Source organism: [Anoxybacillus] calidus (assembly GCF_013760845.1).
Lineage (GTDB): Bacteria > Bacillota > Bacilli > Bacillales > Anoxybacillaceae > Paranoxybacillus > Paranoxybacillus calidus.
In genome coordinates, this window is the sequence record NZ_JACDUU010000006.1 from 114,670 (window position 1) to 130,870 (window position 16,201).

12 protein-coding genes are annotated in these 16,201 nt (G+C 38.9%); 2 read left to right on the forward strand and 10 right to left on the reverse strand.

What is annotated here, in order from left to right:
* Positions 1-47: 47 nt before the first annotated feature.
* From HNQ85_RS12560 to HNQ85_RS12580, 5 genes are all read right to left on the reverse strand, one after another.
* Positions 48-1,463, reverse strand: coding sequence for a Na+/H+ antiporter NhaC family protein (locus tag HNQ85_RS12560; protein ID WP_181538066.1), 1,416 nt, complete (start codon positions 1,461-1,463; stop codon positions 48-50).
* A gap of 182 nt (positions 1,464-1,645) precedes the next feature.
* A complete protein-coding gene (gene treR / locus HNQ85_RS12565; protein WP_181538067.1) occupies positions 1,646-2,365 on the reverse strand; it encodes a trehalose operon repressor in 720 nt (239 codons plus the stop codon).
* Between the two features lie 26 nt (positions 2,366-2,391).
* Positions 2,392-4,080 (reverse strand): alpha,alpha-phosphotrehalase, encoded by a 1,689-nt coding sequence (gene treC / locus HNQ85_RS12570; RefSeq protein ID WP_181538068.1) that lies wholly within the window; start codon positions 4,078-4,080, stop codon positions 2,392-2,394.
* 102 nt (positions 4,081-4,182) lie between these two features.
* Positions 4,183-5,595 (reverse strand): PTS system trehalose-specific EIIBC component, encoded by a 1,413-nt coding sequence (gene treP, locus HNQ85_RS12575; protein ID WP_181538069.1) that lies wholly within the window; start codon positions 5,593-5,595, stop codon positions 4,183-4,185.
* A 34-nt stretch (positions 5,596-5,629) separates the two neighbouring features.
* Positions 5,630-6,127, reverse strand: a complete 498-nt coding sequence (locus tag HNQ85_RS12580; protein ID WP_181538070.1) for a PTS sugar transporter subunit IIA — start codon at positions 6,125-6,127, stop codon at positions 5,630-5,632.
* A 253-nt stretch (positions 6,128-6,380) separates the two neighbouring features.
* Between HNQ85_RS12580 and HNQ85_RS12585 the strand changes: the two genes are divergently transcribed.
* Positions 6,381-7,223 carry a MerR family transcriptional regulator gene (locus HNQ85_RS12585; RefSeq protein WP_181538071.1) on the forward strand — a complete coding sequence of 281 codons (843 nt, stop codon included), beginning with the start codon at positions 6,381-6,383 and terminating at the stop codon, positions 7,221-7,223.
* Positions 7,224-7,340: 117 nt separating this feature from the next.
* Here the strand turns inward: HNQ85_RS12585 and parC are convergent, their stop codons facing one another.
* From parC to HNQ85_RS12605, 4 genes are all read right to left on the reverse strand, one after another.
* A complete protein-coding gene (gene parC / locus HNQ85_RS12590; protein WP_181538072.1) occupies positions 7,341-9,776 on the reverse strand; it encodes a DNA topoisomerase IV subunit A in 2,436 nt (811 codons plus the stop codon).
* A 3-nt stretch (positions 9,777-9,779) separates the two neighbouring features.
* Positions 9,780-11,753: a DNA topoisomerase IV subunit B gene (parE, locus tag HNQ85_RS12595; RefSeq protein ID WP_181538073.1), complete on the reverse strand. Its 1,974-nt coding sequence runs from the start codon at positions 11,751-11,753 to the stop codon at positions 9,780-9,782.
* Between the two features lie 250 nt (positions 11,754-12,003).
* Complete coding sequence (locus HNQ85_RS12600; protein WP_181538074.1) at positions 12,004-12,423, reverse strand: CoA-binding protein; 420 nt, start codon at positions 12,421-12,423, stop codon at positions 12,004-12,006.
* Between the two features lie 109 nt (positions 12,424-12,532).
* On the reverse strand, positions 12,533-14,596 hold the full coding sequence (locus HNQ85_RS12605) for a thioredoxin domain-containing protein (protein WP_181538075.1): 2,064 nt from the start codon (positions 14,594-14,596) through the stop codon (positions 12,533-12,535).
* Between the two features lie 156 nt (positions 14,597-14,752).
* On the opposite strand from HNQ85_RS12605, the gene HNQ85_RS12610 reads away from it, so the two are divergent.
* On the forward strand, positions 14,753-15,106 hold the full coding sequence (locus HNQ85_RS12610) for a hypothetical protein (RefSeq protein WP_181538076.1): 354 nt from the start codon (positions 14,753-14,755) through the stop codon (positions 15,104-15,106).
* Positions 15,107-15,266: 160 nt separating this feature from the next.
* Here the strand turns inward: HNQ85_RS12610 and HNQ85_RS12615 are convergent, their stop codons facing one another.
* Complete coding sequence (locus HNQ85_RS12615) at positions 15,267-16,139, reverse strand: AraC family transcriptional regulator (RefSeq protein WP_181538077.1); 873 nt, start codon at positions 16,137-16,139, stop codon at positions 15,267-15,269.
* Positions 16,140-16,201 lie beyond the last annotated feature (62 nt).

A 16,201-nucleotide genomic window follows, 5' to 3' on the forward strand; every position in this document is an offset into this window, starting at 1 on the left:
ACAAAACAAAAAACTGTTTGTTCATTTCAAATTTTCTTTCATTATAGTTAAAAAACGATCGGTGCTATTAAATAACCAATAAAAGACAATCCACCGCAAAGTAAGGAAATTTTTAATTTATACTTCGCGTATTCCATGACATCTAAGTCCATGATCGAAGCGCTCGTTATCGTTGTATCCCCCAATGGAGAGGCAAATGCTCCAAATGTGCCACTTGCAAAAACAGCGCCTATTGTCATTGGTAATGAGGCATCAGTCGCCACAGCTAACGTTACCCCTAACGGCATAAATAATCCCCATGTCCCCCAAGAGGTTCCTATAAAATAAGAAATAAATGAACCAACAAGAAAAATGACGGCAGGGACAATAGGTTTGGGAAGAAATGTTCCAAATGTAGATGATACGTATTCGGAAAAGCCTAAGTCTTCCGCTGTTAGTGAAACCGCCCACACTAAAATAAGCATACCAATTGGAATCATTAGCTGATTCCCGCCATCAAAAAAATGATAAATCAATTCATTTAGCGATTGGTGACGAAATAAATAAAAAAGGATGGTTATTATTAACGTAAAGAAAAGAGAAAGTAACATAACAAATGTCGCATCTGCCATAGAAAATGCCTCGATTACTGTTTCCGCTCCTTTCGCTTTTCCGTCATACCAAAATAATATCATCGTAAATAACCAAATAAGGGAGAGCGGAAAAATAAGATGTAGCGGCTCCCCTACAACTAACGCCAGCTCTTTCTTTATTCCTAAACGGTGAAAATGATTCGTCTCATGTTGTTCCCTTTCATTTTTTCCGCTTTTCTCGCGGTTACCGATATTCATAAATGTCGTAAACAAGCCAATAAACAATGCGATAATGGCAAAAAAATTAAACGGCAAGCTGGCAATAAACATTTGATATGCAGACTCTTCCAGACCATTTTGCTTTAAAGCCCCTTCTACTACAGAGGTCATAAAACCAATGAAAGCTGTAGCAGCCGGCAATAATACAATAATTGGCTCTGTTGATACATCAATAATGTATGCCATTCTCCTTTTATCTATATGAAGCTTTTCAATCATCGATTTCATCACAGGACCAATTAACATGATGCGAAACATCGGCGTAAAGAATGTAAATGGAACGGTAAACCATACAAACAATAACATTCTTCTTTGCGAATGAATCTTTTCGCTAATCCATTGAACAAACCCCTTTATTCCTCCAGTGATTTGCATCATTCCAATTAAAGCGCCAAAAAGGTATAAGAAAAGAACTACTTTTACATGTTCGACATCTGTCAAACTTTGAATCATGTATTGGATTGTTTTTTTTAATCCGCCGAGCCAATGCGGTTCTAAACAAAAGGAACCGACTAACAAACCTAATAGAAGTCCTGATAATATTTCTCGAAGCCAAATTGCCATTGGAATGACAATTAAGAATGGTAATAGCGATAACCATGATGGTTGCATAATCCTCATCTCCTCTATATGTTACAAGGATAGCCATAAATTTTTCGTGATATTACAATCATTTTTCTTAATAAAATGTGCTATTTTAATATTGATTATTTAGAACATAGTTTAATAAAAACATAAAACATACATTAACAAATAAAAAACACCCGTACGAATGTACAGGTGCTTCATATCCATTACTGATGACTTCTCCGTGCAAAATCAACAAAACGAAACTTGTCAAGCCGATGCCTTGATTCCGTGTACTGAAACAGGCTGGCATCGTCTAAATATACAAAGTTTTTCACGACAACTATATGGTTGTATCCTTCTAAATCTAAATATTGATCATCCTCATCAGTTGCTTTATCGACAAATATTTCTTTTTTCGCGAAACTGATTTTTAGTTTTAGCTCATTTTCAATATATTCGTAAATGGAATCTTCACATATTTCTCGCGTTAAAGAAGGTACAAATTTTTTATTAAAAAAATCCTTATCTAAAATAATTTTTTCCCCTTCGATTTCACGAGCACGAATGACTTTCCATACTTCATCTTTATTTGTAACGTGTAAATGTTTTTTCAAATACTCATCTGGCTTCACAAGATCCAATTCACAAACAATGGTTTTTGACGGTTTTTTCATTTTCTGCGCTAACTCTTTAAAACTGACCAATCCGGAAACGGGAAAATCGTATTTGCTTACATCAAGAACAATGGAACCTTTTCCTTTAATTTTTTGAATGTATCCATGTTCTGATAAAAGATTTAACGCTTTGCGAATCGTTTCCCGCGAAGTTTGATATTGTTGAACTAATTCATTTTCTGATGGCAGCTTTTCATTTGCTTTTAATATTCCTTGCCGAATTTTTAATAACAAGTCATTATAAATCGTTAAATATTTGTTTTCTCGCATGTTTATCACCGAAAAGTATTGTATCATTATTTTTTTAAGTGATAAACAATCGATTCGTAAGGCCGTAATGTCATCTTTTTGAAATCTTCTGGTGAGTTTTCATAATTCGAAAGTAAGATGGAGCTCGTATAGCCTTCAATATCAACTGTACTTGGCAGCTCAAATGTTGTTTCCTTGTCATAAAAATTGTTGACAACAAGAAGTTTCTCGTTTTCTCCATTTCGCACATAAGCAAAAATGGATGGATGCTCTTCTAAAATGAGCTGGTAATCACCGGTTGTAATAATGTCATACTCTTTTCGTAATTGAATGAGCCGCTGATAATGATAAAAAATAGATGTTGGGTCATTAAGCGCATTTTCTACATTAATTTCTTTATAGTTTGCTGCAACATTAATCCATGGTGTCCCTGTTGTAAAACCAGCGTGTTTGCTTCCATCCCACTGCATTGGAGTACGGGAATTGTCACGCGATTTACGTTTTAAAATTTCAAGAACTTCTTCCTCTGTTTTTCCTTTTTCTTGTAAAATTTTGTACATATTTAACGTTTCAACATCGCGATAATCTTCAATCCGATCAAATTTTGGGTCAGTCATACCGATTTCTTCGCCTTGATAAATATATGGCGTGCCCTGCATCATATGAATAACCGTAGCAAGCATTTTTGCTGATTCTTTATGATATTTTCCATCATCCCCATAGCGGGAAACGACACGAGGCTGATCGTGGTTGCACCAGAATAAAGCATTCCAGCCGCCGCCTTTGTTCATTTCTACTTGCCAAGTTGATAAAATTCTTTTTAATGCCAAGAAATCAAAATCAGCAACCGCCCACTTTTCCCCGTTTGGATAATCGACTTTTAAATGATGGAAATTAAAAGTCATATTTAATTCTTTGCGTTCTGGGTTTGTATATTTAATACAATGATCAATCGTTGTCGATGACATCTCACCAACGGTCATAATGTCATATTTCGAAAATACTTCGCGATTCATTTCTTGCAAAAATTCGTGAATGCGTGGACCATCTGTGTAAAATTTACGGCCGTCCCCCGGCGGCACGGAGCCGTCATCATCTAGAAAATGCTGATCTTTAGAAATTAAATTAATTACATCTAAACGAAAACCATCGACACCTTTTTGAAACCAAAAATGCATCATGTCATAGATTTTTTTGCGCAGTTCTTCGTTTTCCCAGTTCAAGTCTGCCTGTGTGACATCGAATAAATGCAAATAATATTGACTGGTCTGCTCGTCATACTCCCAAGCCGAACCACCAAACTTTGACTGCCAGTTCGTCGGTGCGCTTCCATCCGACTTTGGATCTTTCCAAATGTAAAAATGACGATATGGATTATCTTTGGATGAACGCGCTTGTTTAAACCATTCATGCTCCGTAGACGTATGGTTAACGACCATATCCATAATAATCTTGATTCCGCGCTGATGAGCTTCATCAAGCAAACGCTCAAAGTCTTCCATTGTTCCATACTCTTCATGAATGCTAAAATAATCGCTAATATCATAACCGTTGTCGCGCTGAGGTGATTTATAAATCGGTGTTAACCAAATGACATCGATGCCTAATGTTTTCAAATAATCCAACTTTTCGATAATCCCTTGTAAATCGCCAACTCCGTTTCCTGTTGTATCTTTGAAACTTTTTGGATAAATTTGATAAACAACTGCCTTTTTCCACCAAGGTTGTTTTTCCATGGATACCCCCACCTATTCCTATTTTTGAAACACGAGAAACAAAACGATACCATTGGCAAATGGTTTGTATACCAATGGCATCGTTGCGAAAAAGATGTTTGCTTATTGATCCTTCTTTAGTTTGGCAAAGATCGAAGTTAATACAATTGGTACAACAATCGCAATCGCCATGCCGATAAAGAACGGCATCCATTTTTGCGGCACAATGGATAAAAATCCTGGCAAACCGCCCACACCAATGGATGGAGCGATTACTTTATTGAACGTAATAAACATACCGGCAATCGCTGCTCCAGTCATCGCTGCAATGAACGGATATCTAAAGCGCAAATTCACACCAAACATCGCTGGCTCTGTGATACCGAGATAAGCGGAAACAGCAGAAGTAAATGACAATCCTTTTAATTTTTCATCTTTCGCTAAGAACATCATGGCTAATGCTGCAGAACCTTGAGCAATATTGGACATAACAAGAATCGGCCATAAGAATGTACCGCCTGTACTTGAAATCAATTGTAAATCTACTGGTAGGAATGTATGATGCATCCCTGTTACAACTAATGGAGCATACAAAGCACCGTAAATAAAACCACCAATCGCTGGAGCGTTATCAAAAATGCCAACGAATACGTTTGTAATCGTATTACCGATAGCGAACGTAACTGGTCCAATGGCGATAAATGCTAAAAATCCTGTAATTAATAGAGCAAACGGTGCAACTAACAATAATTGGAACGCATCTGGAATTCGCTTACGCAAGAAAATTTCAATTTTCGCTAAAACATAAGATGCAGCTAATACTGGTAATACTTGACCTTGATAACCTACTTTTTGAATTTCTAAGCCAAATAAGTTCCAAACAGGAATATTTCCTTCTTGTTTGGCCGCTCCCCATCCCCATGCGTTTAAAAGGTCAGGGTGTACAAGCATTAATCCAAGCACAATCCCTAACAATGGACTGCCGCCAAATTTATTCACTGCAGACCAACCAATTAAACCAGGCAAGAAGACGAAAGCGGTATTGGCAATTAAGTTAATAATACTTGCTAAATCAGCCCATTCTTTATGCACTTGAACGAACGATTTGTCCTCATAAAAAATGCCAGGACCTGTTAACACGTTGTTAATTCCCATTAATAATCCTGCTGTCACAATCGCTGGCAAAATCGGAATAAAGATGTCTGCCAACGTTTTAATCGCACGTTGCAACGGATTTAATTTCGCTTCAGCTGCATCTTTAATTTCTTGTTTTGTCGCTCGTCCAATCCCTGTCATTTCCACCATTTCATTGTACACTTTATCGACAAGCCCTTGACCGATAACGACTTGGAATTGACCATTTGCAGAAAACGAACCTTTTACAATATCGATGCTTTCAAGTGCCTCTTTATTCACTTTTCCTTCATCTTTTAAGGCAAATCTTAAACGCGTTACGCAGTGCGTTGCTGCAACGATATTCTCTTTTCCTCCAATCGCTTCCACAATCTTTTCTACTGATTGTTTGTTGACACTCATCATTAACCCCCCGTAACCGTTTACAAAAATGTGTCTATTTTTTTATCATGATGTGCATTAATTGATCCATTCTTGCTTTTGCATGAGTAACCGGAAATTTCTCAATGGATTGAACTGCATCCATATTCGTAATGACGATAGGTGTAATGGAACTTGCTGCTTTTTCTTTAATAACCTCAAGATCAAATGTAATTAAACGATCGCCTACTTTTACTTTATCTCCCACTTGAACATGTCCTGTAAATCCCTCTCCGTTTAACATGACAGTTTCAAGCCCGACGTGAATCAATATTTCCAATCCCGTTTCTGAACGGATGCCGATTGCATGTTTCGTATGGAAAAACTGAATAATTTCTCCATTCACAGGTGAAACAACTGTTCCATCCGCTGGTTCAATGGCGATCCCCTCTCCCATTAACTTTTGAGAAAAAGTAGGATCTGGAACTTGTTCAATATCAACAACTTTTCCATTTAAAGGAGCAAACAACGTTTCTTCCTTTTTCTCTCTTTTTCCAAATAATTTTTTAAACATCTCTAGCACTCCTTTTAAACGCTTTCAAAAACCTGTATATACAAGTCGATTTCATTTTAACTTGTATATACAAGTTAGTCAACAAAAAAATAATATATTTTCGTCAATATTTGCTTACATATCAGACTGTATTTGTTAATTTTTGTGTATCAAATTGTTATTTTGTAATGTTTTGTCACTTGGCAGGAAAACGGACCATACATAGTGGAATAAAAATGTATTGACTTTAAAACATAGAAAGGAATGGGTTTGGATGAAGTCGTATACGTTACCGGAATTCGCAAAAAGGATGGGTGTGTCGCCCAAAGTGATAAAACAATGGGAAAAAGATTTCGAAACGTACATCTCGATACCAAGAACCAAACAAGGTGCACGTATTTATTCGGAAGCAGAAGAGAATTTTTTTCAAAACATTAAAGCTTTGTATGAAAAAAAGTTAAAGAAACATGAGATTATAAACTATTTAAAATCACAGAACACCCCGGTTGCGTCAACACATGTTTCTCAAGAAGAAAACGCAGTCGAACAGATGATTGTGATAAATGAGGAAATGAGCGATGATCATTCAGCAAACAAAGATTTACAAGAAACATCGCTGCATTTGAAAGAAGAGCTTCATGAAGAATATGACATTGTTAAAGAAGAGGCGAGTCAAGTTTCTGAATACCTTCATTCCATGTCAGACCTCAAAAAAAGTTGTATGCAGAAAATCTCCGATCAGAATGAAGCAACGGCTCATTCAATAGAACAGATAAAAGAAGAAACAGAGCAGCATGTACAGGTTTTTCAAAAACAAATAGATGATTTCCAAAATACAAATATAAAAACGTTAGAAGAGTTAGAAGAAACCTTATCACAAGAAGCTTTATTAGAGGAAACCTTATTAGAAGAAATTTTATTAGAGGAAGAAACTTTACAGGAAGAAAAAGAATATGATCTTTTAACGCTAGAGCATGAAAGAAAATTATATGAACAAAAAATCATGGAACGTGAGCGCGCATTCCGCAAGCTTGTTTTAGCATTTAGAGAATCGACACCAACAGCCGAAATGAAAAAAACAAAAAAATGGTGGAAATTTTGGGCGACGATAAAATAAAAAACGCAAGCAGCGGTCTACCATGATGACCAATGCTTGCGTTTTTCCTTCCCACCTAACTGCGAACAACTTTTCTCTAAACTTCTCCGTATCAGGAAAGTCTAGATCGTTGTACGTTTATTCTTCTAAGTTATGAATACCCAGCCACATTTCTTTTACTTCGCCTACTTCCTCGGTATCAACGAGAAACTCACCATTGTTATATCGATCAACGAATCGTAGCTGTGAAGACTGTATTACCTCGACATGTCCGTTCTCTGTTTGTAAATAGACAATCTCATTGTCCTTTTCTGTTAACAATGATGCAACAATCCGATGCGGTTTCGTCTTTAACTCTCTTAACATAACAACACCGCGTTTCGCCCGTGACGTTTTCTCAAATTCAACGAGCGGCATTTTTTTCACTGCACCGCGTTGAGTAGCGATAATCAAACATTGTAAATCTTGATTTTTAATTTGATGAGCAGAAACAACAAAGTCGTTTTCTTTCAGGTTAATTCCTTTCACTCCGGCAGCACGCACACCAACAACACTAATTTCCTCTTCACTGAACCATAGTCCGTATCCTTGATGAGTGACAAGAAAAATCTCTTGCTTTCCATCCGTTGTATAAACAGCAACTACTTGATCGTCTTCTTTTAAATTGATAGCCACTAACGGTTTGGTGTAACGTTGTACTTTGTATTGAGTTAGCTCCGTTCGCTTCACTAAACCACCTTTTGTAACAAATATAATATCAAGTGGTTGTGCAAAATCCTTCACCGGAATCGCTGCGATGATCTCGTCTTCACGCTCTAATGGAACAATGTTCGAGATATGCTGTCCTAAATCTTTCCAACGAATATCAGGCAATTCATGCACAGGACAATAAATATAATTTCCACGGCTTGTAAATAACAACAACACATCTGTTGTGCTCATCTCTAGCTGCGTAAGCAAACGGTCCGATTCCTTCATTCCTAAATCTTGTCCGTTAGAAGCTGTGTAAGAACGAAGACTCGTTCGTTTGATATATCCTTCTTTCGTTACTGTCACAATCACATCTTCTTGCGGAATCATAACCTCTAAATTAATTTTAATTTCTTCAATTTCCTCTTCAATTGTTGTCCGACGTTCATCGGCATACATTTTTTTCATTTTTTTCAAATCAGCTTTAATGACAGAAAACAATTTCTTTTCACTGGCTAAAATCGCGGTTAGTTCAGCAATTTTTTTAGCCAGCTCCTCCGCTTCCTGTTTTAAAGCCGTAATATCTGTATTCGTTAAACGATACAACTGCAACGATACAATCGCCTCTGCCTGCGCTTCGGTAAACTGGTATTTTGCGATTAAATTGTCTTTGGCATCGCGTTTGTCTTTCGAAGCGCGAATCGTCGCAATCACTTCATCAAGAATCGATAAAGCTTTCATTAAGCCTTCGACAATATGTTCGCGTTCACGTGCTTTTTTAAGTTCAAATTGCGAACGGTTCGTGACAACCTCTTTCTGATGTTCAATATAGGCGTCTAACAATTCCGGAAGGCTTAAAAGTTTTGGGCGCCGCTTGTGAATCGCCACCATATTAAAGTTGTAAGGCACTTGCAAATCTGTATTTTTATACAAATAATTTAAAATTCCTTCTGCGTCTACCTCTTTCTTTAATTCGATGACAATTCGCAAACCGGTGCGGTCCGTTTCATCACGAACTTCAGAAATTCCTTCTAGTTTTCGTTCGAGACGAAGTTCATCGATTTTCTTGACCAGGTTCGCCTTATTGACCTCGTAAGGAATTTCCGTAATGACAATTTGTTGTTTCCCGCCTTTTGCTGTTTCAATCGTTGCCCTGCCGCGGATAATGATTTTTCCTTTTCCGCTTTCATATGCTTTTTTGATTCCGTCTTTCCCTTGAATAATGCCACCCGTTGGAAAATCAGGGCCATGAAGAACAGTCATTAAGTCATCCACTGTACAATTCGGTTTATCAATTCGCATAATCACCGCATCAATGACTTCTCCTAAATGATGCGGCGGAATTTCTGTTGCATATCCGGCAGAAATCCCTGTTGAACCGTTTACAAGCAAGTTCGGAAACATCGCTGGCAGCACGACAGGCTCTTTGCTTGTATCATCAAAGTTAGGCACAAATTCTACTGTTTGTTTGTCAATGTCCCGCAATAATTCCGAAGCAATGGCGGAGAGACGGGCTTCTGTATAACGCATCGCTGCTGGCGGGTCGCCATCGATGCTTCCGTTATTTCCATGCATTTCAATTAAAATGTTGCGCAGTTTCCAATCCTGACTCATCCGCACCATTGCTTCATAAACGGAAGAGTCACCGTGAGGATGGTAGTTACCGATGACATTTCCGACCGTTTTCGCCGCTTTTCGAAACCCTTTATCAGATGTATTGCCGTCCATATACATGGCATACAATATGCGGCGCTGCACCGGTTTTAAACCGTCGCGTACATCAGGAAGAGCACGCTCTTGAATAATATATTTACTATAACGTCCAAAACGGTCGCCTAATACATCCTCCAATGGTAAATCTAAAATTCTTTCTGTTTGTGCCATACATTAAACCTCCTCTGCGACCGATAAATGTTCATTTTCTAAAATACTCACATCATCTTCTAAACCGAAGGCGACGTTCGCTTCAATCCATTTACGGCGCGGCTCTACTTTGTCGCCCATAAGCGTTGTCACTCGCCGCTCCGCTCTTGCCGCATCATCAATACGCACACGGATTAACGTGCGCGTCTCTGGGTTCATCGTCGTTTCCCACAATTGATCAGCGTTCATCTCACCAAGACCTTTGTAACGTTGAATCGTATATCCTTTGCCGACTTTCTTAATCGCTTCTTTTAACTGCTCATCCGTCCAAGCATACTCGACAATTTCTTTTTTACCTGTTCCTTTACTTACTTTATAAAGTGGTGGAAGAGCAATGAATACTTTACCAGCTTCAATTAGAGGTCTCATGTAGCGATAGAAGAACGTCAACAGCAAAACTTGGATATGAGCCCCATCTGTGTCAGCGTCCGTCATAATCACGATTTTATCGTAGTTAATATCTTCAAGCGAAAATTCCGGGCCGACACCGCCACCGATAGCGTGAATAATGGTGTTAATTTCTTCGTTTTTAAAAATATCGGCCAATTTTGCTTTTTCCGTATTAATCACTTTACCACGCAACGGAAGAACGGCCTGGAAGCGACGGTCACGTCCTTGTTTCGCCGAACCGCCTGCAGAATCCCCCTCAACTAAATATAGCTCATTTTTTTTCGGGTTACGCGATTGTGCCGGTGTCAACTTGCCGCTTAATATCGCTTCTTTTCCTTTTCGTTTTTTGCCGCTGCGCGCTTCTTCTCTTGCTTTACGAGCCGCTTCACGCGCTTGGAACGCTTTAATTGCTTTTTTAATCAACATCGTGCTGATGTCTGGATTTTCCTGCAAAAAGTAAGTCAGATGTTCGGAAACGACCGCATCTACAGCCGAACGTGCTTCACTTGTTCCGAGCTTGCCTTTCGTTTGTCCTTCAAATTGCAACAACCCTTCTGGAATACGTACAGATACAATGGCTGATAAACCTTCACGTATATCGGAACCTTCTAAGTTTTTATCTTTTTCCTTCAATAATCCAGCCCTGCGTGCATATTCGTTGAATACGCGCGTCATGGCTGTTTTCGCACCAGCTTCATGTGTGCCGCCATCCTTTGTGCGCACATTATTGACAAAAGAAAGAACATTTTCAGAGTATCCGTCATTAAACTGAAAGGCAAATTCTACTTCAATCCCGTTTTGTTCTCCTTCAAAAAAAACGACAGGATGAAGGACATCTTTTTCTTCGTTTAAATACTCTACAAATGCTTCAATTCCATTTTCATAATGGAATACATCTCGCGTATCCGTGCGTTCATCGACGAGTTCAATTTTTAGCCCTTTTAATAAAAATGCTGACTCGCGTAAACGTTCGCTTAACGTTTCATAACTAAACGTTGTTGTGCTAAAAATCGTCGGGTCAGGCTTAAAATGAATCGTCGTTCCTGTCTTCTTTGTTGTTCCGATTTTCTCTAGAGTTGTAACAGGTTTTCCTCCGTTTTCAAATCGTTGTTGATAAATAAAGCCGTCACGATGAATCGTCACCGTCAGCCACTCAGATAGCGCATTCACGACAGAAGCACCGACGCCATGCAAGCCGCCGCTCGTTTTATATCCGCCTTGTCCAAACTTACCACCAGCATGCAGCACTGTCAAAATCACTTCAGGCGTCGGTTTTCCGAGTTTGTGCATTCCCGTCGGCATCCCGCGTCCTTCATCTTGGACAGAGATGCTGTTATCTTTATGTATTTTTACAAGAATATAATTTCCATAACCCGCTAATGCCTCATCGACAGAGTTATCCACAATTTCATAAACGAGATGATGCAATCCGCGGCTATCCGTGCTCCCGATATACATTCCTGGACGCTTTCGTACCGCCTCAAGTCCTTCGAGTACTTGAATCGCATCTTCGTTATATTCATATACTTGTTTATTCGTCACGCACATACCCCTTTCAAGCAAAACAAGAACATTTGTTTCTGTTTGTTTATTGTAACATAAATTTTTGAAACGTCTACGCCTATTTTAACGATTCAGGCAAAATAAGCAAATTTTCTTATTAAAAAATAGAAAAAAGGCTGACCCTAAAGCAAAGCGCCAGAACCCTCAATCCAAAATATATAGCGTTAGATGAGAACACTATATATGATGGATTTCGCATGAGGTTAGACACTTTTCGGTCAGCCCCGAATCCGTTTTAATTCTTTTTCGTTAATGCATGTTCGACTTTAATACAGCGATCCATCACAACGGTATACCCTTTTTCTTTTAGAAACTCGTAGGCTTCCTCATTGACAACGCCTAATTGGCCCCAAAACACATCCGCATCGATTTGTACAAATTCACGAGCGATTTCCGGCAAATGCTCCGGACGCCGGAAAACGTTGACAATATCGACATGACCGTCAATGTCTTTTAATGTTTTTACCGCTTTAATCCCTTCCCATTCATCAATCGTCGGATTCACTGGAATAATTTCATATCCTGCGTCTTTCATCGCTTTCGCGACCATGTAAGATGTGCGCTCAGGATTGTTGGATAAACCAACGACCGCAATACGCTTTGCTTTTTGTAAGATTTCAGCGATTTCTTCGCGGCTTGGATTCGTTATCGCCATATGGTTTCTCTCCTTTTGTTTGTTCTTTTACTAGTATTTCTTCATCAAGAAAAAGAATCCTGCTATTTCTTTGAAAACATTTTCACCAAATAACATGGAAATACGCCTTTCACTTGAACAGCTGCTTCATCACTGCTTCAACATCGGTCGTCGGTTGTAAACAAGCAAAATTTTCACATATATAGACAGTCGTTTCGTCTCCGATGGGTTTATATTCCGCTGCAAAAGGGGCAATCGCCGAAAAATCAGATGGACGTTCCGCAACCAATACAGAATAATTCGGAACAAAGGCTTGTTGCAATCGCTTCAACAGACTTTCTCTTTTTTCGTCGCCTTTTTTTCCAAAAATCACAATTTCCCTTGTCGGCATCTCGAAAAGCAACAAACCTTGAAGGAAAAACGTATGGCCGCTTCCGTACGCTTCCACTTGACGTTTGAACGTCGAATACATCTTTTCCGCCTTGTCTAATAGTTGTAAGTCACCGGTGAGTCTAGCAAGACGAATCATTTGCACGGCCGCAACACTATTTCCTGATGGCAAAGCTCCATCGTAAATTTCTTTTTCGCGAACAATTAATTGTTCCGCGTCCTTTCCTGTAAAATAAAAACCGCCGTTTGCCTCATCCCAAAATAGCTCGATCATCTCTCGAGTACGTTCCATCGCCTTTTTCAAATAGGATTGTTCAAATGTCGCTTCATACATCTCGAGATAGGCCCAAATCAAATAAGCGTAGTCGTCAATAACCCCTTTGTTTTTCACTTCCCCTTCACGATAGCGTATCATCACTCTTCCATCTTGAATGGTATGTGTTTCAATAAATGTCAGCGCCTGTTTCGCCATATCAAGGTAGGAACCATTTTCATACACTTTCGCCGCTTTTGCTAAGCCAGCAATCATTAACGCATTCCAAGCGGTTAAAATTTTATCGTCAACATGTGGATAAACACGTAACGCACGGGCGGCAAACAATTTTTGTCTTGCTGTTTCGAGCTTCTCCTTTAGTTGTTCTTCGTTCAACTCATATTTTTTCGCAATGTTTGCCCAATCCGTATGTATCAGATTCGGTACATTATGCCCCTCGAAGTTACCGTTTTCCGTAATATCGTAAGCTTCGCAGAATAAATCCCCTAATTCCGTTCCCAGGACATTGAATACCTCCTCTTTGTCCCATACGTAATACTTCCCTTCGATTCCCTCTGAATCGGCATCAATCGCCGAGTAAAATGCTCCTTCCTTCGATGTCATTTCCCGTTTCACAAACTCGATGATTTGCTCGCTCATTTCTTTGTAGCGCTCATTTTTGGTAAGCTGATAAGCCTCTGTATAGGCCGTTAAAAGCAAGGCATTATCATAAAGCATTTTCTCAAAATGCGGCACAAGCCACATCGCGTCGGTCGAATAGCGGGCAAAACCGTATCCAATATGATCGTAAATTCCACCATTCGCCATACTGTTCAATGTTTTTTCCGTCATGAACAGTGCCTGCTCCTGCCCTTTCCATTTGTAATAACGCATTAAAAACATCAGCATATGCGGAATTGGAAACTTCGGCGCACCGCCAAAACCGCCATAAATCCCATCAAAACTGTTCAATAACTGCCGATATGTTTGATCTAAAGCGGCTGATGAAAGTCGATCTTTCCCATGAGCTTGAACGGATTGATGGAGGCTTTTCGTGATTTGCTCGGAAATGGCTGTAATTTCTTTAGGATTCGCCTTAAATTTCTCATATAACTGTGTAAGCACATCAATAAAACCTGGGTATCCGTACCGGCTTCGTTTTGGAAAATATGTTCCTGCATAAAACGGTTTTTGATCCGGAGTTAAAAACACACTAAGCGGCCAGCCACCATGTCCTGTGAGCATTTGACAAACCCGCATATAAATGGAGTCAATATCCGGTCGTTCTTCCCGATCGACCTTAATAGATACATATTTCTCATTTAATATCTTAGCCACTTCTTCGTCTTCAAAACTTTCGTGCGCCATGACATGACACCAGTGGCAAGTTGAATAGCCTATACTAACAAAAACAGGCTTGTTCTCTCGTTTTGCTTTTTCAAATGCTTCTTCTCCCCACGGATACCAATCGACTGGATTATAGGCGTGTTGAAGCAGATAAGGAGACTTTTCAGCGATTAATCTATTGGGTTTACTTTTATTTACTGTCATATGACCACACCCTTATTCTAATTTTTTCTAATCTTAATATTACCTGAACAATAAAGAAAATGACATAAAAGTGATTGTTACAGACGAACAAGTACACAAGCACTTTAGGAAATAAAAAATATATTTCAAGTATCAAGGATGAATGGAGGGAATCATTTGGGAAGCAATAAAGATAAAAAACGCAAAAAGGACAATAATAAGAAGGAGTCAAAAGAAGATATCTCCTTCAAGCACGATAAAGACGGCCTAAAGATTTATATCAATATTTACAACACGAATAATCTTGCAAACGAAGGCGGTAATGCTGGGGTAAAACAAAAAGCTTCGGAAGGTGGACAAAACCTCACTGGGAAAGGTGGGGAGAACGCAGGCCAAGGCGGACAAATTGCTGAAAAAGGTAGCCAAAACGCCAATCAATTCGGACAGATCGCTAAAAAAGGCGGAGAGAATGAAATCATCGATGCAATAAATGAACCGGGTGCTGGTGGACAAGTCGTAGAGGATGAGTGAAACATTTAACTCTAGAAAGTGATTTTTTATTGTTTCGGCGAAAACCATTCTTGGAATAGTTTTCGCCGACTTTATTTTTTTATGAAAGGATAAAAGTGTTGATTTATAATGCTGTATCACTAAATTAGGAATGTCTTACAAAACAGCCCAAATGCCATTTTTACTTTTTCAAAACTGGAATCCAAATTTCACATTTTACAGTTGGTGAAGTTAAATCTTTGCTTTCGATCGATAAGATTTCTGGCCCTTCTATTTGTTCATAGTTTGAGGTTGGAAACCATTCAGAATATATACGTCCCCATACATCCTGCAGTGTATCAGGAAATGGTCCGATTGTTTCGAATACAGCCCATGTTGAGGCAGGAACTTCAAGTTGTGTAAATTCAGCTGGACATTCCTTAGTTGTTGCCACGCCAATATAGTGATCAAGCTCCCCTTTTTCCTCCATTCTGCCTTCAGAAAAGTTCGTGGATGCTTGAATCAGTCCTAAAGGCTCGACATTAGAAAGTTCTTTAAGTTTATTTATCTTCTCCATATTCAGAGTTTTCCACATAGCAGTGATTTCGGGATTCTCACCTTTGAAAATAATAGGTACTCTTTTCATAATACCAACAATGCGAAACGCCTCTTTTTCTACAATTCGATAGTTCATTTCATTTCCTCCTTTAATTGATAACTGGAAGGTCATTCGTGGATAGGCTTTAAGTGAATGGCCATGATTTCTCGCTTCTGACGGTGTTATACCATGCAAGTTTTGAAAAGCTCTTGCAAAAGAATCTGGTGAGTTGTACCCGTATTTCATCGCAATGTCAATGACCTTTACGTTGCTATCTTTAAGCTCAAATGCTGCAAGGGTAAGGCGTCTGCGGCGGATGTATTCCGATAGCGTAATGCCCGTAAGGAAGGAAAACATCCTTTTAAAATGATATTCGGAGCAGAAAGCGATCCTTGCCACCTCTTTAAAATCAATATCATGAGTAAGATTTTCTTCAATATACTGTATTGCTCTGTTCATGTTCTTAAGCAAATCCATTATATGACCTCCTTGATTAAAAGAATAGCAGGAGCTGAATGTACCTACCCGACATTTTGTGC

What these genes read in the sequence shown, in the direction of transcription:
- HNQ85_RS12560 (WP_181538066.1), bottom strand. Translation starts at nt 1,463, where the DNA reads ATGCAACCATCATGGTTATCGCTATTACCATTCTTAATTGTCATTCCA.
- treR (WP_181538067.1), bottom strand. Translation starts at nt 2,365, where the DNA reads ATGCGAGAAAACAAATATTTAACGATTTATAATGACTTGTTATTAAAA.
- treC (WP_181538068.1), bottom strand. Translation starts at nt 4,080, where the DNA reads ATGGAAAAACAACCTTGGTGGAAAAAGGCAGTTGTTTATCAAATTTAT.
- treP (WP_181538069.1), bottom strand. Translation starts at nt 5,595, where the DNA reads ATGAGTGTCAACAAACAATCAGTAGAAAAGATTGTGGAAGCGATTGGA.
- HNQ85_RS12580 (WP_181538070.1), bottom strand. Translation starts at nt 6,127, where the DNA reads ATGTTTAAAAAATTATTTGGAAAAAGAGAGAAAAAGGAAGAAACGTTG.
- HNQ85_RS12585 (WP_181538071.1), top strand. Translation starts at nt 6,381, where the DNA reads ATGAAGTCGTATACGTTACCGGAATTCGCAAAAAGGATGGGTGTGTCG.
- parC (WP_181538072.1), bottom strand. Translation starts at nt 9,776, where the DNA reads ATGGCACAAACAGAAAGAATTTTAGATTTACCATTGGAGGATGTATTA.
- parE (WP_181538073.1), bottom strand. Translation starts at nt 11,753, where the DNA reads ATGTGCGTGACGAATAAACAAGTATATGAATATAACGAAGATGCGATT.
- HNQ85_RS12600 (WP_181538074.1), bottom strand. Translation starts at nt 12,423, where the DNA reads ATGGCGATAACGAATCCAAGCCGCGAAGAAATCGCTGAAATCTTACAA.
- HNQ85_RS12605 (WP_181538075.1), bottom strand. Translation starts at nt 14,596, where the DNA reads ATGACAGTAAATAAAAGTAAACCCAATAGATTAATCGCTGAAAAGTCT.
- HNQ85_RS12615 (WP_181538077.1), bottom strand. Translation starts at nt 16,139, where the DNA reads ATGGATTTGCTTAAGAACATGAACAGAGCAATACAGTATATTGAAGAA.